A 19,681-nucleotide genomic window follows, 5' to 3' on the forward strand; every position below is an offset into this window, starting at 1 on the left:
CCAGAGTGAATAATGGAACGATTAAAGCGCATGTCCGTTTTCGCCAAAGTGGTCGAATTAGGTTCCTTCACCGCAGCGGCCCGCCAGCTTCAGATGAGCGTTTCCTCGATCAGTCAGACCGTCGCCAAACTGGAAGATGAACTGCAGGTGAAGCTGCTCAACCGCAGCACCCGCAGCCTTGGCTTAACGGAAGCGGGTAAAATTTACTATCAGGGCTGCCGTAGGATGCTGTTTGAAGCACAGGATGTCCATGAGCAATTATACGCATTTAACAACACCCCCATCGGGACGCTGCGTATCGGCTGCTCTTCAACTATGGCACAGAATGTTCTGGCGCGCATAACGGCGAAAATGCTGAAAGAATACCCCGGGCTCTCCGTCAATCTGGTCACCGGCATACCTGCGCCGGACCTGATCGCCGACGGTCTTGACGTGGTGATCCGCGTGGGTGCCCTGCAGGATTCCAGCCTTTTTTCCCGCCGCCTGGGATCAATGCCGATGGTATTATGCGCCGCGAAAAGCTATCTGGCGCAGGCTGGCAATCCGGAGAAACCGGCCGATCTTACCGGGCATGCCTGGCTGGAATATAGCGTGCGGCCGGACAATGAGTTTGTCATTATCGCGCCGGAAGGGATCTCAACCCGCCTGACCCCGCAGGGGCGCTTTGTGACCAATGACCCCATGACGCTGGTGCGCTGGCTGACCGCCGGGGTGGGTATCGCCTATGTGCCGTTGATGTGGGCGATCGAAGAGATCAATCGCGGTGAGCTTGAGATCCTGCTGCCGAGCTACCAGTCCGATCCGCGTCCGGTCTACGCCCTGTACACCGAAAAGGATAAACTGCCGCTGAAAGTGCAGGTCTGTATCAATTATCTGACGGAGTATTTTGTCGACGTGGCGAAGATCTATCAGGGGATGCACGGCAGAGGGATCGCCCGCTGAAGCGGTTCCCGGCGACGCCGGGAACCCGCTCAGGATCAGGCAGTGCCGCCGACGGTGAGGTTATCGACCTTCAGGGTCGGCTGGCCAACGCCCACCGGCACGCTCTGGCCCTCTTTGCCACAGACGCCGACGCCGTTATCCAGACGCAGATCGTTACCCACCATCGAAATCTGCTGCATAGTCTCAATCCCGGAGCCGATCAGTGTAGCGCCTTTCACCGCCTTCGTGACCTTGCCTTTTTCGATCAGATAGGCCTCGGAGGTGGAGAAGACAAACTTACCGGAGGTGATATCCACCTGCCCGCCGCCGAAGTTAGGCGCGAAGATACCGTAGTCCACCGACTCGATAATCTCCTGCGGCGTGGACTGGCCCGCCAGCATATAGGTGTTGGTCATACGCGGCATCGGCAGATGGGCATAGGATTCACGGCGGCCGTTGCCGGTCGGCGCGACGCCCATCAGACGCGCATTGAGTTTATCCTGCATGTAGCCTTTCAGGATGCCGTTTTCGATCAGCACATTGTATTGACCCGGCGTTCCTTCGTCATCGATGGCCACCGAGCCACGACGGTCGACGATGGTGCCGTCGTCCACGACGGTGCACAGCTCAGAGGCGACTAATTCCCCCATATGGCCGCTAAAGACCGAGGTGCCGCGACGGTTGAAATCGCCTTCCAGGCCGTGACCGACCGCTTCGTGCAGCAGGACGCCAGGCCAGCCGGCGCCGAGCACCACCGGCAGCATCCCCGCCGGGGCGGCGACCGCCGAGAGGTTAACCAGCGCCATGCGCACCGCTTCTTTCGCCCAGGCGTCGGCCCGTACTTCGCCCTCCTGAGAGGCGAGGAAATAGTCATAGCCAAAACGCCCGCCGCCGCCGCTGCTGCCGCGCTCGCGTTTGCCGTCCTCTTCCACCAGCACGCTGACCGAGAGGCGCACCAGCGGACGAACGTCGGCGGCCAGAGTGCCGTCGGTGGCGGCCACCAGAATCAGCTCATAGACCCCGCTCAGGCTGGCCGAAACCTCCTGCACGCGCTGGTCCGCCGCGCGGGCGACTTTGTCTACCCGGCGGAGAATATCCAGCTTCTCTTCCCGGCTCATACTCTGCAGCGGGTCGATGCTGGTATAGAGGGCGCTGTGCTCTACGGCGCCGAGGGTCTGTACTTTGCCATTGCCAGTCTCGCGCACAATGGTCCGCGCCGCCTGGGCGCTCTGCTCCAGCGCCAGCTTGCTGATCTGGTCAGCGTAGGCAAAGCCCGTTTTTTCGCCGCTGACGGCGCGCACGCCTACGCCCTGGTCGATATTGTACGACCCATCTTTAATGATGCTGTCTTCCAGAACCCAGGATTCGTGATAGCTCGACTGAAAATAGAGATCGCCGTAATCGAGGCGGCGCTCGGTCAGTTGACCAAGAATGGCAAACAGGTCCTGATGATTCAGGCCATTTGCCGACAGTAATTGTTCACTTACCAGGTTCAGACTCATCGTTATGCTACTCGTTTGTTGCCGCCTGACAGGCGGAAATACAGAAGGCTATCTATTGAGATTGCGGCAATTCCCGGCAATCGTCAAATCATTGCTTTTTGTTGCTGCGCGCCTGGCGCAGCACTTCATTGATCTGCGGCTGGTCAATCGGGCCGGTGATGCGATAGCGCAGTATCGAGACTTTGTTCCACAGCGGCCCCAGTACCTTGCTGGCGGCAAACACCGCCGCGCCGACAATCGGGTTGACGGCGAAGGCCGCCGCCACGCCGACGGTCGCGGAGATCTCCGGCGCCACCACCGCCTGCAGGTCCAGATGACGACGCACCAGATCGACCGACCCTTTCATGGCAATGTCCGCCTCCAGGCCATCCACCAGCGTATCATCGGTATGCAGTACACCATCCTTAATCCAGGCCGTACTGTTAATCGAGTCGAAGTAAAATCCTTCGCTAAAGGTATCGCTGAAGTCGAAGCGCAGTTTGCGCAGCAGGGCATCGACGCTCAGCAAACGCAGCAGCTGGCCTGCGTGTCCGGTACTCAGGTCGGTAAACTGACCCTTGCCGAGGTGGCTTTTAATGATCCCATTGAGCGACGCGACATCGGGTGACCAGGGCGGCGCGCGCCAGTGCAGATCGTAGTCGATATCAAACGGCGAATCCTTCACCGGTGTGGAAACGCCAAAGAAATCCGCAAATTCATTCGTTTTATTGCCATGCAGTCTGCCTTTCAGCGAGGTGCGCACCCCGGAAGGGGCGTTAACCCACACGCCGTCGGTCGTCAGCCGGCCAAACCCGGTATCCACCAGGCCGTTGGAGAGCGTTAAGGTATCGCCCTTGATCGCCACATCGCCGTCGATACGGCCATATTTTTGCCCCCACAGCCAGCATTCCGCGCAGCGCAGCTGCAGATCGGGCCAACCGTGGAAATCCAGCCGCGTCTCCGCCTGCGGGGCCACGTTCTCCGTTCCGCCCTTGCCGCTGGCGCTGGCCGGGTTGAAATAGAGATAACGCACATTTGCCAGCCACGGGGCATTGTCGCGCATCGTCAGGGTGGCGTTGATCTCGCGCCCCTGCGCCTCAACCTGTGAACCGCCGGTGACCGGCTGCGACATCAGACTCACGTTGTTCCATTGCTGGCCGGCCAGCGCCAGCGACGGCGTACGCAGCACAATGCGCGGTGGAAAGAGGACGCTGCTGCTGACTTCATTCGCCGCGCCCTTCTGGAACAGCGCCAGCCACTGCGCGCCATCCATCGGCGGCAGATTGAGCTCAACGCCGGGCTGGTCGGGCAGCGGAGAGGGGCCTTTGCTGTCCGTCGTGAGGATCGCTCTGTCCAGCGTCAGCTTACGGTTCAGCAACCAGCGGCTGTTGATATGATTCTTCGCGCCAACGGATCCGGTCAGGTCGAGGCTGCTCAGACCGCCGGCAACATTAATTTTGACCGGCAGGGGTTCGCCAGCGGGCTTGTTGACCGGTGAAGGTAAGTGACTGCTCACATTCTTCAGATCGCCATTGATATCAACCTTATAGCTGGCATTGCCATGATACGGCAGTTCGATAGCGACTTTACCCTCCCACGGAACGCTACCGCTCAGCGCCTCATTAACCGCTTTCGGCAGTAGCCCGGTGCGCGACGGTTGCCAGCTGGCGTTCATCCCGACATCCACCAGAAACGCTTTTTCGCCTTCGCGGGTGGAAAAATTGAGGTTCAGCGGCTGATTAAACCAGGTCGCGCTCAACGTTTGACTATTAAGATCGCCATTCACAAAGCTGAAATTACCGCTCAGGTTCTGCAGCGTGGTATCTAACGGCTTGATAAACAGATTGTTATTCTGCAGATGCACATCGCCTTTCGCGGTGGTCATTTCGCCATCGAGGGGAATGTTCAGATGTAAGCGAGCGCTTACATCACCATCCAGCTGCAGGGAATCCAGCGCCGCTCCCAGGGTCTCTTTCAGCGGCGTGGTGTTGAAATAAGGTCCCACCTCTTTCCCCGGACCTTTGATATCGGCATCAATCAGCAGTTTTTCCTGCGCATAATCCGGGATCGCGGCATCGAGATTGCTGGCGGTCACGTTGCCGAGCATCGCTTTTTCCGCCCGCATCCACAGACCGCTGTTGATAAAATTAAGGTCGATATTCAACCCGGTCAGCGCCGGCCAGTCCGGTTGAAAAGCGAAAGTGGCATTCTTCAGCGGGACGTAAACCTGGAACTGGCCTTCGTTGTGCGGATACGGGAACAGATGTGGGTTGCCGCCATACACCAGCGTCGCATCGCGGGCCTGTCCGGCTTTAATCGCGCCGCTGAGATAGTCCACCAGCGCTTTGCCCATCAGGTTTTCCGGGAAGTAACGCCACGCCTGGCCGCCATCGTTGGTGCTGATCCCCGCCAGAATGCCCAGCCAGGGATCGTCCCCCTGCGGTTGCAGATAGCGGAAGCCGCCGCGGGCGCGTACCCCCGTCGCCTGCACGTCAATATCGCGGCCATCAAGCATAAACCCTTTGTCATTTTTCACCCAGCTGAGGGTGGCTTCGCCAGCGGCGATCTCCAGCGGGGCCCGGAAAACACCGGTATACGGCATCAGCGCCTTCGTCATGCGCGCGCGCAGTTCCCCATGCTCAACGCTGCCATTCAGGCTGCCGGAAAAGTGTTCCGCTCCCGGCAGGAGTTTCCACTGCTTCCACGCCAGATCGCTCCACTGCGCCTGAAAGCGCGTTTTCTCCGTCGCCTGCAGGGGAATATCGAGAGCCAGCAGGTTGATTTTGCCGCTGGGCTGCGTGGTGCGCCAGAGTTCGCCCAATGAAGGCGCCAGCTTATCGGCAAACGGCTGCAGTCCGCTCAGACCGCTGAGGGCTAAGTTGCTGGCGCGAATACGTAATTCATCGCTACGCTGATGACCGTCGCCACCGACATCCTGCGCCGGGATCCACGCCATCGCCAGCGCGCCGCTTGGCCAGGGTTTGTCGTCGATCGCGATCCGCGTATCGGGAATGTAGAAGCCCCAGCTCTGCTTGTCATGGGAGAGATGCGCCGTCAGGTTATCCACTGACAGGTGATGAACCTCGCTATCCCCCTGCCAGCTGGCACCCCCTTTTTTCAGCCATACGTCGCCGCTGGCCACATCGCCTTTTTCAATGGTCATCCAGCCTTCGAGGCTGAAGCGGGCGCTTTTCAGGGCGATATTGTCCTGCATCCAGCGGCCCAGCCAGGGCTTGACATCAATATCGTCAGCCTGCAGCCAGACCCGGCCTTTGTTCAGCAGGCCATCCTCGTCGCGGAGATCCATCCGCACCTGCATGACGCCATGCTGGCCGGTGAGACTGGAAAGGCTGAGCTGCCCCTCGGCGCGGTGACGGTTCCTGCCGTTCAGCCAGGTCAGCTGCGGGACCGCCAGCTCCGCCCGCTGACCGGAAATAGTCAGGAAGCTCAGATGACTGTCGCGCAGAGTAAAGTGGTCGAACTGACGTAAAAAGAGATCGCTGACGCGGTCGGTTTTCAGGCTTTCGCCGCCGTCATTGGTCTGAATAGGGGTATTGGTATGGATCTGCAGCTGCCAGAAGGTGAGATCGCGAAACTGCCAGCGCATATGCAACAGACTCTGCCAGACGTCCAGCGCCAGGGTCACGCGCTTGACCGCCATTGTCCCACCATCTTTCAGCCCGACATGAATATCGCGGACATCTAATGTTGGGCCAAAAGTTTGCCAGCTGGCTGCGATCTGCGAGGCATCCACCGGCGTGCCGGTGAGAGAGGAGATCTTCTCCAGCAGCTGCGGACGCCAGGCATCGAGCTGCGGCAACACGAGACGCAAGCCACTCACCAGCAGCGCGACGATAACAATCAGTGTTGCCACGGTGAGCAATAAAATCCCGGGCAGTCGCCTCACGCCTCTCTCCTTGTCAGCCGCACAATGACGCAGTGTTTTACATCATAACCACATCGAACTGCTCTTGATTATAGAGCGGCTCAATTTGTACTTTCACCTGCTTGCCGACAAAGATCTCCACTTCCGCCAGCGCATGCGACTCTTCCCCTTTCAGGGTTTCCGCCACCGCAGGGGAAGCATAGACCAGGAAGCGATCGGAATCATAAGCATGATGCACACGAACGATCTCACGCATAATCTCATAGCATACCGTTTCCACGGACTTTACCGTTCCGCGTCCGTGGCAGGTCGGGCATTCGTTGCACAGCACATGCTCCACGCTTTCGCGGGTGCGTTTACGGGTCATCTCCACCAGACCCAACTGGGAGAAACCGTTGATGCTGGTCTTCACCCGGTCTTTACTGAGGGCCTGCTCCAGGGAGTGCAACACCCGCCGGCGATGGTCTTCATTGTTCATGTCGATGAAATCAATGATGATAATGCCGCCGAGATTACGCAAACGCAGCTGGCGGGCTATCGCCTGGGTGGCTTCGATATTGGTATTGAAGATAGTATCGTCAAGATTGCGGTGCCCAACAAACGCCCCGGTGTTGATATCGATGGTGGTCATCGCCTCGGTCTGGTCGATGATCAGATACCCCCCGGACTTGAGCTCGACTTTACGCTCCAGCGCGCGCTGAATTTCGTTCTCAACGTCAAAGAGATCGAATATCGGCTGACGGCCGCTGTAGTGTTCCAGCTTGCTGGTCATTTCCGGGATATATTCGGCGGTAAATTCGAGCAGCGCCTCGTAGGTCAGCCGCGAATCGACGCGAATCCGGTCGAGATGCGCGTCGGCAAAATCACGCAGCACGCGCTGAGCCAGGGCCAGCTCGCCGTACAGCTGATAGCGGGTCTGGTTGCGCTTTTTGCGCTCCATCACCTTGGTCCATACGCGCTTAAGATAGGCGGCATCGGCGGCCATCTCTTGCTCGTGAACGCCTTCCGCGGCGGTGCGAATGATAAATCCGCCCTGCTCGTCGCAGTACTCTGCCACGACCTTTTTCAGCCGCTCGCGCTCGGCTTCGCTTTCAATGCGCTGAGAGACCCCCACGTGGGAGGCGCCCGGCATAAAGACCAGATAGCGGGAAGGCAGGGTAATATCGGTGGTCAGACGCGCGCCTTTGGTACCGAGCGGATCTTTAACCACCTGGACCATCAGGTCCTGGCCCTGGCGCACCAACTCCGAAATATCGCGCACGGTAAACTGCTTTTGCTCCTCACCGGCAACGCACTCGGTATGCGGCATGATATCGGAGGCGTGGAGGAACGCCGCCTTATCCAGACCAATATCTACAAAAGCCGCCTGCATTCCCGGCAGCACTCGGCTAACACGACCTTTGTAGATATTGCCTACTATTCCGCGTCGCGCTTCACGCTCAATATGGATTTCCTGCAGAATACCGCCATCAATATACGCAACGCGCGTTTCGGATGGCGTTACGTTCACTAATAATTCAGCCGTCATCTTTATCCCTTTTCTTTACGCAGTGAGTTAAAGTTACTGAGCAACTCATACGTTTCCACCAGCGGTAAGCCGACTACGGCGTGATAGCTGCCATTAATCTTCCTGACGAAACAGCCACCCAACCCTTGAATACCGTATGCACCTGCTTTATCTAAAGGCTCGCCGCTGGCCACATAATCGGCGATATCCTGCTCGCTGAGCGGCCGGAAGGTCACTTCCGTGACCACCAGACAATCCAGCGTCTGCTGCTTATCCGCCAGCGCCACCGCGGTCATGACCTGATGGGTTTGGCCGGAAAGCAGGCGCAGCATCGCTGCAGCGTGTTCGGCGTCGCGCGGTTTTTCCAGCACTTCGCCGTTCAAAATAACAATCGTATCCGCTCCCAAAACCGGCAAATCCCGCGATGCCAGCGCCACTCCGGCCTGCGCCTTTTCGCGCGCCAGGCGCACGACATAGTGCTGCGCGCTCTCCTGCGGCTGGCGCTGCTCCTCGATACCAGGAACCAGACGCTCGAACGCGAGACCAAGCTGAGTCAGCAGTTCCTGCCGACGCGGGGAACCAGAAGCAAGATACAGAGTTGTCATATCAACCTTATTGCACTGCAAATTGCTGACGCACTTTACGCATCAGCAGGAAGAGCCATGGCCAGAGGATACCGTTTACTACACTACTCCAGAATACTTCCGGACGGAAAGAGACGTTGATCACTAAAAACTCTGCCCAGAAAACAATGATATCCACGGCGAGGGATAACAGCATGACCACCAGCGCCTGTTGCCACAGCGCCAGGTTACGGAACAGCTGATACTTCAGCGCCACCAGATAGGCGACGATGCTTAAGGACAGCGCGCGAACGCCCAGCGTCGAGCCGCTGATGAGATCAAGAATAGCCCCCATCACGAAGCCCGTTCCCACATTCACCCGGTGCGGCAGCGCGAGGATCCAGTACAGCAGGATCAATAATACCCAGTTGGGCCGGAAAACGCTGATGTCCGCCGGCCAGGGCATAATTTGCAGCAATAGCGCGATAAGAAACGAGAGCCAGATAACCCAGCGTCCCTGGCTACGGTAACTTGCCACTATTGCCCCCCTGCAGGCTGCGACGGCTGAGACGGCGTCAGCCCGGTGGCGGGCGCCGGCATCTGCGGCCCCATCGCATCCGGTGCAGGCAACACCTGCGGCATCATCTGCATCAGGCGTTCGTTAGCCACCCGATGGACCTCTTCCGGGGTCATCGGGTTAGCGCCATTGCGATCGGCGCCCCACAGCAGCAGCAGATAGCGCAAACGCTGCAGACCGGCCGTCGGACGCGCCTGGATCACCGTGTAGGCGCGCTGGGTGTCCAGTTTCACTGAAGAGACAACCCCAACCGGGTACCCTTCCGGGAAACGACCGCCCAGACCGGAGGTCACCAGCACATCGCCGACGCGAATATCGGTATTTGCCGGCAGATGCTCAAGCTGGAGGTCGTCGGTGCAGCCGTTACCGGCGGCAATGACGCGAATATCGTTCCGCAGGACCTGAATCGGCAACGCATGGGTGGCATCACAGATCAGCAGTACCCGGCTGGTCATTTTCGCCACGGCTACGACCTGCCCCACCACGCCTTTATCACTGATGACCGGCTGGCCTTCGTAGACGCCGTTGACGCTGCCCTTATCGATAACCACCTGATCGCTGTAGGGGTCGTTGACCGTTGAGATGACCTGGGTCACCATTTTTTGCTCGTCCTGGCGCAGCGGCGAGCCAAGCAGTTCACGCAGGCGCGCATTCTCCTGCTTGTACTGGCCCAGCATCAGCAGATCGCTGTTTTTCAGCAACAGCTCCTGACGCAGCGCGCGGTTTTCCAGTTCGAGCTGGTCACGGGTAGCCAGCGTCTGCGATACGCTGTCGAGCAGTTCCCGGGGACCATTAGAGACAAAGTAGAAAGGGCTGACGGCTGTATCCATGTACGTTCTGATTTGACTGAACGTACCCAGGCGGCTGTCGGCGATAATCACGCCAAGCGCCACCAGCACCGCCAGAATAAGGCGAATCTGTAGCGAGGGGCCACGGCTAAAAATTGGCTTCATAGGCTATGCGTATTCTCGTGTCAGTAAAGACCTGGGGCAGCGCGGAAGCCACCCCGGACCTTCAGGCTGACTACTCTTCGCTAAACAGGTCGCCGCCGTGCATGTCGATCATTTCCAGCGCCTTGCCGCCGCCACGCGCTACGCAGGTCAGCGGATCTTCAGCAACCACGACTGGAATACCGGTTTCTTCCATTAACAGACGGTCCAGGTTGCGCAGCAGCGCACCACCGCCGGTGAGAACCATCCCGCGCTCGGAGATATCAGACGCCAGTTCCGGCGGGCACTGCTCAAGGGCAACCATGACCGCGCTCACGATGCCGGTCAGCGGCTCCTGCAGCGCTTCAAGAATTTCGTTTGAGTTCAGGGTGAAGCCGCGTGGAACGCCTTCCGCCAGGTTACGGCCGCGCACTTCAATTTCACGCACTTCATCGCCCGGGTAAGCCGAACCGATTTCATGTTTGATACGCTCAGCGGTCGCTTCACCGATCAGAGAGCCGTAGTTACGACGCACGTAATTGATGACGGCTTCGTCGAAGCGGTCGCCGCCGATACGCACGGAAGAAGAGTAAACCACGCCGTTCAGGGAGATAACCGCTACCTCAGTGGTACCGCCGCCGATATCCACCACCATAGAACCGGTCGCTTCAGAAACCGGCAGGCCAGCGCCGATCGCGGCCGCCATCGGTTCTTCAATCAGGAACACTTCGCGAGCGCCAGCGCCCTGCGCGGATTCACGGATAGCACGACGCTCAACCTGGGTGGCGCCAACCGGCACGCAGACCAGTACGCGCGGGCTCGGGCGCATAAAGCTGTTGCTGTGCACTTGTTTGATAAAGTGCTGCAGCATCTTTTCCGTCACGAAGAAGTCAGCGATAACGCCGTCCTTCATCGGGCGAATCGCCGCGATATTACCCGGGGTACGGCCGAGCATCTGCTTCGCTTCATGACCCACGGCGGCGACGCTTTTCGGCGATCCGGCACGATCCTGACGAATGGCCACCACGGAAGGCTCATTCAATACGATGCCTTGTCCTTTTACGTAAATAAGGGTATTCGCGGTACCCAGGTCAATGGACAGGTCATTGGAAAACATGCCACGAAATTTTTTTAACATACTAAGGGATAATCCTGAAAGCTGGGGCGGAAAACAAAATCCGCTTACTTTACCAACCACACGCAGCAGCGACAAGGCGCAAAAATCACCTGCTGCGGTGAAAATTAGTGCAGTTCATTTCCTTTGTTACAAATTTTTCCGACTCCGTTCATTGCTGAAATCTTCAGCAGCGCTCCACGCCTGAATTTGTAACCTGTCAAAGGAGGGTCACTGGCATTTACATTGCGATGATCCGGCAGGTAGACAAGCACACCCCCTTCACGATGGCGCGCGTTATTCTACGTGAAATCACGCTAAACGGCAGATCAAACCGAGTATCTTTGCGAATATTTTTTCACATTTGTGTCAAGTGGCTGTGAGGCGGCAAAAAATTCCCCCTGCCCGCCCGTGACACCGCATTGGGACAGTACCAGCCACTCGCTGCGGCTGCGTACGCCCGTCGCAAAAACTTGCATAGGCATGCCTTTACAGGCTTCCACCAGGCTTTGCACCAGCAGCTGGTTCTCGCTGCGCTTTTCGATGTTGCGCGCCAGGCCCGGATGCAGTTTGATCAGCTCCGCATCCAGCTGCTTGATCCAGCTGGTTCCCACCAGGGTTAACCCTGCCTGAACCACCGCCACCCGAACGCCAAGCGCGTTAACCAACCGCATAACCGGCTGCAGACGGCCGATATATTGACAAACATCTGCCTCAGCAAGTTCAAAAATAATCCATTGACGCTGCGATTTTTCACACTGCATCAGAGCATCGCGCAGCCAGCGCTGGAAACGCGGGCGGATCAGCGACTCCACCGACAGCTGCAGCGCCAGATTCTCCTCGGGCCAGAAGCCTAAAAACGGCAGCAGGCGCGTCACCTGCAGGCGGTCATACTCCTCCGCCAGGCCAAACTGCAGCACCATCGGCATGTACTCGGCGGCAATCACCTCTTCTTTACCGTCGTACATCCGCGACATCAGTTCACGGTGATGCACCCGACCGTCGCGGGTGACGGCGGGCTTCTGGTACAACCGCGGCCCGCCGCGGCTCAGCATCTGTTCGATCAGCGTCCGCCAGCGAACGTTGCCGCGGCCTTTCTCCGGAAGGGTATCGTCATAGACCGACCAGCTGTTGCTGCCCTGCAGCACCGCGTTGCGCGTCGCCGCTTCTGCATGTTCCATCACTTGCGCCGCCGATTGTCCGCTGCGGAAAGAACAGATGCCGATATGCATCATATCGTCACGATCGAGGATCCGCGTCGGAGGTAGCGCGTCCATGGCCTTCAGCAGCAGCCCGGCGATACTATCCGCCTCTTTTAACGTGCGGTGCGGCAGCAGCACGGCGAAGTCGCTACGGTGATAGCGCGCCAGCAGCGCGCCAGGGTAACGCATAATAAAGGTAGAGAGCAGGTTGATAAGCGTGAAGTAATGTTCTTCGGCCGCCGCCCGCCCCCAGTTGTCCCGTAGCAGATCAAACTCCGGTAGACGGATCATCATCACGATGCCGTACGCCCCCACCTTCTCCTGATCTTCCAGCAGCGTGGCCAGCTGATTGTCAAAAAACAGGCGATTATTCAGCCCGGTTTTAGAATCCTGTGCCGCATAGGAGCGAATCAGCGTATCCATCCGGCTGCGCTGATCGCTGGCAAACTGCAGCTCCGACAGCAGCATATCCAGCGCGCTACTGGTGCTGGCAGGCCATTCATAGACTGAGCCGCGCACCTGCGGCCCGCGCTCGCCGCTCAGGATACGCGTGGAACGAAGCTCAAGCAGCTCCTGACCCGCCAGCTGGCGGCGGATCCAGCGGACGGCGAAGAAAATAATCACCACCATGAAGCCGATGGAGATCGACAGCGGGGCGGTAATCGACAGCGAACGGAAATAGTTCACCATCGGGTCAACGTAGACCAGATGCAGAGAGATACCGGGATGTTTCAACGACGGGACCGTGATCTCACGGAATTGCTCATGACTGCCAAGCGGGCGATAGCTGTCGGTTCGGGAGTGGCTGTAGAGCGGTTTACCGTTAAGCATGAAATCGATATGCACGATCTCTATCGGCGTCATCAGCTCATCCAGCTGCGGCTCAAGCTTATCAAAAGAGGTGGTGATGAGCCGGTTATCCAGCATGGTCGCCACCGCCTGAACCCGGTTTTCGACCTTGTTCTCAATGCCGTTGTAAAAACTCAGCGAAGCGCCAATCAGCGTGACAAAGATGGTCAGGCTAGTTAGCAGCGTGATAAAGGCTGAGAACTTCGTCGTTAATCGCATCCCTGTGTTAACTCCGCGAGTGAATGACTGCCCGATGAACCATCAGGCTCCCGTGCCGGCGCGCGCCTTGACGCTAGCATTAACCTTTTAAAGCGCGACGCATACTATCAAAGATGGCGAGTCTGGCAATGGAATGCGTATTATCGGCGAAAGTATGCCGATAGCGAGTATAGTCGGCAGAAAAAATTTGCCAATCGCCGCCCGCCTGCGGCCTGCGCCAGAAGCGCTTTAATTTTAGACGCTGGATGGCAAACCCGCGCCAGCGGCGCACATTATTGCCGATTTTCCGTCCTGCCAGCCTCCCGCCCGCTTTTTTCCCTGCTAAAGATGCCGGGTCAAGCGCGGTAAAGGAAACGTCTTGCGCCACTTTCCGATGATTCCTGGACGACCGCACCCCTGCTTCGGCGGCGGCTCATGCTCCTAATGTGCAATTTTTCGTGACATATTCGCGATTCATCGCCGCCTCCGTCATGCTTAAGGAAACGCATGACGGAGGACACCATGAAAAGAAAAAAACTGACGGAAGCCGACGTCACGGCCGAATCCGTTTTTATGCTCCAGCGGCGCCAGGTGCTGAAAATGCTGGGCATCAGCGCGACCGCCCTTTCGCTTCCCGCCGCCGCGCAGGCCGACCTGCTGGACTGGTTTAAAGGCCATGACCGTCCGCCAGCCCCGGCGGGCAAAGCCCTGGACTTTGCTAAACCCGCTGAATGGCAGGCTAAGCTGACGCTTACCCCGGAAGATAAAGTCTCCGGCTACAATAACTTTTATGAATTCGGCCTCGATAAAGCCGATCCGGCGGCGAACGCGGGTAGCCTGCGCACCGATCCCTGGACATTGACCATCGGCGGTGAGGTGGCGAAGCCGCTGACTCTCGACCATGACGATCTGACCAAACGCTTCCCGCTGGAAGAGCGTATTTATCGTATGCGCTGCGTGGAAGCCTGGTCGATGGTGGTCCCCTGGGTCGGCTTCCCGCTGCATAAGCTGTTGGCGCTGGTGGAGCCCACCAGCAATGCGCGCTATGTGGCCTTCAAAACCCTCTATGCTCCGGATCAAATGCCCGGGCAGAAAGATCGGTTTATCGGTGGGGGACTGGCTTACCCTTACGTGGAGGGGCTGCGGCTGGATGAAGCGATGCATCCGCTGACGCTGCTCACCGTCGGGGTGTATGGCAAAGCGCTGCCGCCGCAAAATGGCGCGCCGGTCCGCCTTACTGTGCCGTGGAAGTACGGTTTCAAAGGCATTAAATCCATCGTCAGCATTGAACTGACCCGCGAGCGGCCGCCGACCACCTGGAACCTGGCGGCACCGGACGAATACGGCTTCTTCGCCAACGTCAATCCGCACGTCGATCACCCCCGCTGGTCGCAGGCCAGCGAGCGGTTTATCGGCGCCGGCGGCGTACTCGATGTCAAGCGTCAGCCAACCCTGCTGTTTAACGGCTATGCCGACGAGGTGGCGTCGTTGTATCGCGGCATGAATCTGCGGGAGAACTTCTAGTGCGTTTCACCGTCAAACAGATCGCCTGGCTGAAGGTTTTACTTCATCTGGCGGGTTTTTTGCCGCTGGTCTGGCTATTCTGGGCCGGACATCAGGGCTACTTTAGCGCCGATCCGGCCAAGGATATCCAGCATTTTACCGGCAGGATGGCGCTGAAGTTTCTGCTGGCGACGCTGCTGGTCTCCCCGCTGGCGCGCTATGCGAAACAACCATTATTGATTCGCGTTCGTCGCCTGTTAGGTTTATGGTGTTTCGCCTGGGCGACGCTGCACCTGACCAGCTATACCCTGCTGGAGCTGGGCATTAACAATCTGGCGCTGCTGGGCTCGGAGATTATCAACCGCCCCTATCTGACGTTAGGCATGGTCAGCTGGGCGATCCTGCTGGCGCTGGCGGTGACGTCGACGCAGGCGATGCAGCGAAAACTGGGCCGCCGCTGGCAACTTTTACACAACTTCGTCTATCTGGTGGCGATCCTCGCGCCGATTCACTACCTGTGGTCAGTGAAGATCCTCTCGCCGCAGCCCATCATTTATGCCCTGCTGGCAGTGGCGCTGCTGGCATGGCGTTACAAGAAGTTCCGCCAGTGGTGGCGCTGAATCCCGTAATGTGCAGTTTCCCGCAGATCCTTTATCAACCGCGACTCTTTTTAAGATAGCGGTTGATAATCTTCCCTGATAAGACCAGTATTTAGCTGCCAATTGCTACGAAATCGTTATAATGTGCGACTTTGGCTTTCCTGACGGGGTTTTCTGACCCTGAAAAGGTGACAAGGGCGCATTGAAGGTATATGTTGTTTTTTACCCGAAAATGGCAGGAGATCGCCACACGATGGCAAAGAAGTTTCACATTTTGCTTTTGAATGGTCCAAACATTAACATGCTCGGTACCCGCGAGCCTGAGAAGTATGGTCCGCTCACGCTGGCGGAGATTGTTAACCATTTAACATCTGAAGCGGCGGCGCTGAATGTGAGCCTGGATCACCTGCAGTCCAACGCGGAGCATGCGTTAATCGACCGAATTCATCAGGCTAAAGACAACGTGGACTATATCCTGATTAATCCGGCCGCGTTCACGCATACCAGCGTAGCAATCCGTGACGCTTTGCTTGCCGTGAACATCCCGTTTATCGAGATTCACCTGAGCAATGTGCATGCACGCGAACCCTTCCGCCAGCATTCGTATCTGTCAGATGTCGCCGCTGGCGTCATCTGCGGACTGGGGGCGGACGGCTATTCATACGCTTTACAGACGGCGGTAAAACGCCTGTCACAATCACACTAAACAAAGAGTACGGAACCCACTCATGGATATTCGTAAGATTAAAAAACTGATCGAGCTGGTTGAAGAATCAGGTATCTCCGAACTGGAAATTTCTGAAGGCGAAGAGTCTGTTCGCATCAGCCGCTCTGCACCGGCCGCAAGCTATCCGGTTATGCAGCAGGCTTATGCTGCGCCGATGATGCAGCCTCAGGCACCTGCCGCCGCGGCTGCCGCGCCAGCTGCAGCAGCAGAAGCGCCGGCAAAAGCGGAAATCAGTGGTCACATCGTACGTTCCCCGATGGTTGGTACTTTCTATCGTACGCCAAGCCCGGACGCGAAAGCGTTTGTGGAAGTTGGCCAGAAAGTTAACGTGGGCGACACCCTGTGCATCGTCGAAGCGATGAAAATGATGAACCAGATCGAAGCCGACAAAGCCGGCGTGGTGAAAGCCATTCTGATCGAAAGCGGCCAACCGGTAGAATTCGACGAGCCGCTGGTAGTTATCGAGTAACGAGGCGAACATGCTGGATAAAATTGTCATCGCTAACCGTGGCGAGATCGCACTGCGCATCCTTCGTGCCTGTAAAGAACTGGGCATCAAGACCGTTGCTGTGCATTCCACCGCGGATCGCGATCTAAAACACGTATTGTTAGCGGATGAGACGGTCTGTATCGGTCCGGCTCCGTCCGTAAAAAGCTATCTGAACATCCCAGCTATCATCAGCGCCGCTGAGATCACCGGCGCGGTAGCGATTCACCCGGGGTATGGCTTCCTCTCCGAGAACGCCAACTTTGCTGAGCAGGTTGAGCGCTCCGGCTTTATCTTCATCGGCCCGAAAGCCGACACTATCCGCCTGATGGGCGACAAAGTGTCCGCGATCACCGCCATGAAAAAAGCCGGCGTCCCGACCGTACCCGGTTCTGACGGCCCGCTGACCGACGACATGGACGCTAACCGCGCCCATGCTAAACGCATCGGCTATCCGGTGATCATCAAGGCCTCCGGCGGCGGCGGCGGTCGCGGTATGCGCGTTGTGCGCAGCGACGCTGAACTGGCCCAGTCCATCTCCATGACCAAAGCGGAAGCCAAAGCGGCTTTCAACAACGATATGGTCTACATGGAGAAATACCTGGAAAACCCACGTCACATTGAAATTCAGGTACTGGCGGACGGTCAGGGCAACGCTATCTATCTGGCTGAACGTGACTGCTCCATGCAGCGTCGTCACCAGAAAGTGGTCGAAGAAGCGCCGGCGCCGGGCATCACTCCGGAACTGCGTCGCTACATCGGCGAGCGTTGCGCGAAAGCCTGTGTCGATATCGGCTACCGTGGGGCGGGTACCTTTGAGTTCCTGTTCGAAAACGGCGAGTTCTACTTCATTGAAATGAACACCCGTATCCAGGTAGAGCATCCGGTAACTGAAATGATCACCGGCGTTGACCTGATCAAAGAGCAGCTGCGTATCGCAGCCGGCCAGCCGCTGTCCATCAAGCAGGATGAAGTGGTGGTTCGCGGCCATGCGGTGGAATGCCGTATCAACGCCGAAGACCCGAACACCTTCCTGCCGAGCCCGGGTAAAATTACCCGTTTCCACGCGCCGGGCGGCTTTGGCGTGCGCTGGGAGTCCCATATTTACGCCGGCTACACCGTACCGCCGTACTATGACTCCATGATCGGCAAACTGATCTGCTACGGCGAAAGCCGTGACGTGGCGATTGCCCGCATGAAGAATGCGCTGCAGGAGCTGATCATCGATGGCATCAAGACCAACGTCGATCTGCAGATGCGCATTATGAGCGACGAGAACTTCCAGCATGGTGGCACCAACATCCACTATCTGGAGAAAAAACTCGGCTTGCAGGAAAAATAATTCTGCTCTCTCAGCAAAAGGCCGGATTTTCCGGCCTTTTTTCTTTTTCTCTCTCCTCATCTATACCATGCGGTACAATCCCCGCTTTCTTTATCCTCAAGGGACAAAAAATGGACAAACGCTTTGTTCAGGCCCACAAAGAAGCGCGCTGGGCGCTGTGGCTGACCCTTCTCTATCTTGCCGCCTGGCTGGCCGCCGCCTATCTGCCGGGGGTGGCTATCGGTTTTACCGGCCTGCCCCACTGGTTTGAAATGGCCTGCCTGCTGGTTCCTCTGCTGTTTATTCTGCTGTGCTGGGCGATGGTCAAACTGGTTTTCCGCGACATACCTCTGGAGGACGATGATGCAGTTTGAGGTCATTATTCCCCTGATCGCCTATCTGGTGGTGGTGTTCGGCTTATCCCTTTACGCCATGAGAAAACGCGCCTCAGGAAGCTTTCTTAATGAGTACTTTCTCGGCAGCCGCTCGATGGGCGGCTTCGTGCTGGCCATGACGCTAACCGCTACCTATATCAGCGCCAGCTCATTTATCGGCGGACCCGGCGCCGCCTATAAATACGGCCTGGGATGGGTGCTGCTGGCGATGATCCAGCTCCCCGCCATCTGGCTGTCGCTGGGCGTACTGGGAAAAAAATTCGCCATTCTTGCGCGTCGTTATAATGCCGTCACCCTCAATGACATGCTGTTTGCGCGCTACCAGAGCCGTCTGCTGGTCTGGCTGGCCAGCCTGAGCCTGCTGGTAGCCTTCGTTGGCGCCATGACCGTCCAGTTTATCGGCGGCGCCCGCCTGCTGGAGACAGCTGCGGGTATTCCCTACGATACCGGTCTGCTGATCTTCGGCATCAGCATCGCGCTGTATACCGCCTATGGCGGCTTTCGCGCCAGCGTGCTCAACGATACCATGCAGGGCATGGTGATGCTGATCGGCACGATCGTGCTACTGGTGGGGGTGATCCACGCCGCCGGCGGGATTGGCCATGCGGTAGAGACTCTGCAGTCGATCGACGTCAAGCTGGTGTCCCCGCAGGGGGCGGAAGATATCCTCTCGCCAACCTTTATGGCCTCGTTTTGGGTGCTGGTCTGCTTCGGCGTCATTGGCCTGCCGCATACCGCCGTACGCTGTATCTCCTACAAAGACAGCAAAGCCGTGCATCGCGGCATCATGATCGGCACCATCGTAGTGGCGATCCTGATGTTTGGCATGCACCTGGCCGGCGCGTTAGGTCGGGCGGTGCTCCCCGACTTAACCGTACCGGATCTGGTGATCCCGACGCTGATGGTCAAAGTGCTCCCGCCCTTTGCGGCAGGGATCTTTCTGGCCGCGCCGATGGCGGCGATTATGTCGACGATCAATGCCCAGCTTCTGCAAAGTTCCGCTACGATCATCAAGGATCTGTATCTGAACTGGCGTCCGGATCAGGCGACTAACGAAAAGCGGCTAAAACGCATGTCCGCCGGCATCACGCTCCTGTTGGGTGTTCTGCTGCTGCTCGCGGCCTGGCGACCGCCGGAGATGATTATCTGGCTGAATCTGCTGGCCTTCGGCGGCCTGGAAGCCGTCTTCCTGTGGCCGCTGGTACTGGGCCTGTATTGGGAACGTGCCAACGCGGCTGGCGCGCTGAGCGCGATGATCGTGGGCGGCGTGCTGTATGCCGTACTTGCCACGCTGAAAGTGCAGTTTCTCGGCTTCCACCCGATCGTTCCCGCGCTGCTGCTGAGTTTACTGGCGTTTGTGGCAGGGAACCGTTTCGGCCGTCCCGCACCACAGCCACCTATTTTGACTACTGATAAATAAAG

General features: G+C 57.9%; 17 protein-coding genes. 8 read left to right on the forward strand and 9 right to left on the reverse strand.

All coding sequences use genetic code 11. The annotated features are described in order from the left end of the window. Window positions 1-12 precede the first annotated feature (12 nt). Entirely contained in the window at window positions 13-942 is a 930-nt protein-coding gene (gene aaeR / locus ACOI7D_RS14795) for an HTH-type transcriptional activator AaeR (RefSeq protein ID WP_004206235.1), read from the forward strand. Window positions 943-977: 35 nt separating this feature from the next. On the opposite strand, the gene tldD is transcribed toward aaeR, so the two are convergent. The 9 genes from tldD to ACOI7D_RS14840 all read right to left on the reverse strand — a co-directional run bounded on the left by tldD (window position 978) and on the right by ACOI7D_RS14840 (window position 13,519). Further along, window positions 978-2,423 carry a metalloprotease TldD gene (tldD, locus tag ACOI7D_RS14800; RefSeq protein ID WP_004206236.1) on the reverse strand — a complete coding sequence of 482 codons (1,446 nt, stop codon included), beginning with the start codon at window positions 2,421-2,423 and terminating at the stop codon, window positions 978-980. 88 nt (window positions 2,424-2,511) lie between these two features. After that, window positions 2,512-6,309 (reverse strand): AsmA2 domain-containing protein YhdP, encoded by a 3,798-nt coding sequence (gene yhdP / locus ACOI7D_RS14805; protein ID WP_109546866.1) that lies wholly within the window; start codon window positions 6,307-6,309, stop codon window positions 2,512-2,514. A gap of 37 nt (window positions 6,310-6,346) precedes the next feature. Further along, window positions 6,347-7,816, reverse strand: coding sequence for a ribonuclease G (rng, locus tag ACOI7D_RS14810; protein WP_004206239.1), 1,470 nt, complete (start codon window positions 7,814-7,816; stop codon window positions 6,347-6,349). A 2-nt stretch (window positions 7,817-7,818) separates the two neighbouring features. After that, entirely contained in the window at window positions 7,819-8,400 is a 582-nt protein-coding gene (locus ACOI7D_RS14815) for a Maf family protein (RefSeq protein WP_023291155.1), read from the reverse strand. Between the two features lie 7 nt (window positions 8,401-8,407). Then, entirely contained in the window at window positions 8,408-8,896 is a 489-nt protein-coding gene (gene mreD / locus ACOI7D_RS14820; protein WP_002918648.1) for a rod shape-determining protein MreD, read from the reverse strand. Next, the gene (gene mreC, locus ACOI7D_RS14825; RefSeq protein WP_004206242.1) at window positions 8,896-9,888 is read right to left on the reverse strand and encodes a rod shape-determining protein MreC; all 993 of its coding nucleotides are present in this window, start codon (window positions 9,886-9,888) and stop codon (window positions 8,896-8,898) included. Before mreC ends, mreD begins: the two co-directional genes overlap by 1 nt. 70 nt (window positions 9,889-9,958) lie before the next feature. After that, window positions 9,959-11,002 carry a rod shape-determining protein MreB gene (gene mreB, locus ACOI7D_RS14830; protein WP_002918653.1) on the reverse strand — a complete coding sequence of 348 codons (1,044 nt, stop codon included), beginning with the start codon at window positions 11,000-11,002 and terminating at the stop codon, window positions 9,959-9,961. Window positions 11,003-11,307: 305 nt separating this feature from the next. Further along, on the reverse strand, window positions 11,308-13,248 hold the full coding sequence (gene csrD, locus ACOI7D_RS14835; protein ID WP_281166480.1) for an RNase E specificity factor CsrD: 1,941 nt from the start codon (window positions 13,246-13,248) through the stop codon (window positions 11,308-11,310). 79 nt (window positions 13,249-13,327) lie between these two features. After that, a complete protein-coding gene (locus ACOI7D_RS14840; RefSeq protein WP_032429221.1) occupies window positions 13,328-13,519 on the reverse strand; it encodes a hypothetical protein in 192 nt (63 codons plus the stop codon). Between the two features lie 230 nt (window positions 13,520-13,749). On the opposite strand from ACOI7D_RS14840, the gene msrP reads away from it, so the two are divergent. From msrP to panF, 7 genes are all read left to right on the forward strand, one after another. Further along, window positions 13,750-14,751, forward strand: a complete 1,002-nt coding sequence (gene msrP, locus ACOI7D_RS14845) for a protein-methionine-sulfoxide reductase catalytic subunit MsrP (protein WP_032454192.1) — start codon at window positions 13,750-13,752, stop codon at window positions 14,749-14,751. Further along, entirely contained in the window at window positions 14,751-15,350 is a 600-nt protein-coding gene (gene msrQ / locus ACOI7D_RS14850; protein WP_023291158.1) for a protein-methionine-sulfoxide reductase heme-binding subunit MsrQ, read from the forward strand. Before msrP ends, msrQ begins: the two co-directional genes overlap by 1 nt. A gap of 232 nt (window positions 15,351-15,582) precedes the next feature. Further along, window positions 15,583-16,035, forward strand: coding sequence for a type II 3-dehydroquinate dehydratase (gene aroQ, locus ACOI7D_RS14855; RefSeq protein ID WP_023291159.1), 453 nt, complete (start codon window positions 15,583-15,585; stop codon window positions 16,033-16,035). A gap of 22 nt (window positions 16,036-16,057) precedes the next feature. Next, complete coding sequence (gene accB / locus ACOI7D_RS14860) at window positions 16,058-16,525, forward strand: acetyl-CoA carboxylase biotin carboxyl carrier protein (protein WP_004206250.1); 468 nt, start codon at window positions 16,058-16,060, stop codon at window positions 16,523-16,525. 10 nt (window positions 16,526-16,535) lie between these two features. Continuing rightward, window positions 16,536-17,885, forward strand: coding sequence for an acetyl-CoA carboxylase biotin carboxylase subunit (gene accC, locus ACOI7D_RS14865; protein WP_004174096.1), 1,350 nt, complete (start codon window positions 16,536-16,538; stop codon window positions 17,883-17,885). A gap of 110 nt (window positions 17,886-17,995) precedes the next feature. After that, window positions 17,996-18,238, forward strand: coding sequence for a DUF997 family protein (locus tag ACOI7D_RS14870; RefSeq protein WP_004206253.1), 243 nt, complete (start codon window positions 17,996-17,998; stop codon window positions 18,236-18,238). Next, window positions 18,228-19,679, forward strand: coding sequence for a sodium/pantothenate symporter (gene panF / locus ACOI7D_RS14875; protein WP_023291160.1), 1,452 nt, complete (start codon window positions 18,228-18,230; stop codon window positions 19,677-19,679). The genes ACOI7D_RS14870 and panF overlap by 11 nt, the downstream gene beginning before the upstream one ends. Window positions 19,680-19,681 lie beyond the last annotated feature (2 nt).

It is taken from the genome of Klebsiella sp. C360, assembly GCF_048822415.1.
Classification (GTDB): Bacteria; Pseudomonadota; Gammaproteobacteria; order Enterobacterales; family Enterobacteriaceae; genus Klebsiella; species Klebsiella quasipneumoniae.

What these genes read in the sequence shown, in the direction of transcription:
- aaeR (WP_004206235.1), top strand. Translation starts at nt 13, where the DNA reads ATGGAACGATTAAAGCGCATGTCCGTTTTCGCCAAAGTGGTCGAATTA.
- tldD (WP_004206236.1), bottom strand. Translation starts at nt 2,423, where the DNA reads ATGAGTCTGAACCTGGTAAGTGAACAATTACTGTCGGCAAATGGCCTG.
- rng (WP_004206239.1), bottom strand. Translation starts at nt 7,816, where the DNA reads ATGACGGCTGAATTATTAGTGAACGTAACGCCATCCGAAACGCGCGTT.
- ACOI7D_RS14815 (WP_023291155.1), bottom strand. Translation starts at nt 8,400, where the DNA reads ATGACAACTCTGTATCTTGCTTCTGGTTCCCCGCGTCGGCAGGAACTG.
- mreC (WP_004206242.1), bottom strand. Translation starts at nt 9,888, where the DNA reads ATGAAGCCAATTTTTAGCCGTGGCCCCTCGCTACAGATTCGCCTTATT.
- mreB (WP_002918653.1), bottom strand. Translation starts at nt 11,002, where the DNA reads ATGTTAAAAAAATTTCGTGGCATGTTTTCCAATGACCTGTCCATTGAC.
- csrD (WP_281166480.1), bottom strand. Translation starts at nt 13,248, where the DNA reads ATGCGATTAACGACGAAGTTCTCAGCCTTTATCACGCTGCTAACTAGC.
- msrP (WP_032454192.1), top strand. Translation starts at nt 13,750, where the DNA reads ATGAAAAGAAAAAAACTGACGGAAGCCGACGTCACGGCCGAATCCGTT.
- aroQ (WP_023291159.1), top strand. Translation starts at nt 15,583, where the DNA reads ATGGCAAAGAAGTTTCACATTTTGCTTTTGAATGGTCCAAACATTAAC.
- accB (WP_004206250.1), top strand. Translation starts at nt 16,058, where the DNA reads ATGGATATTCGTAAGATTAAAAAACTGATCGAGCTGGTTGAAGAATCA.
- accC (WP_004174096.1), top strand. Translation starts at nt 16,536, where the DNA reads ATGCTGGATAAAATTGTCATCGCTAACCGTGGCGAGATCGCACTGCGC.
- ACOI7D_RS14870 (WP_004206253.1), top strand. Translation starts at nt 17,996, where the DNA reads ATGGACAAACGCTTTGTTCAGGCCCACAAAGAAGCGCGCTGGGCGCTG.
- panF (WP_023291160.1), top strand. Translation starts at nt 18,228, where the DNA reads ATGCAGTTTGAGGTCATTATTCCCCTGATCGCCTATCTGGTGGTGGTG.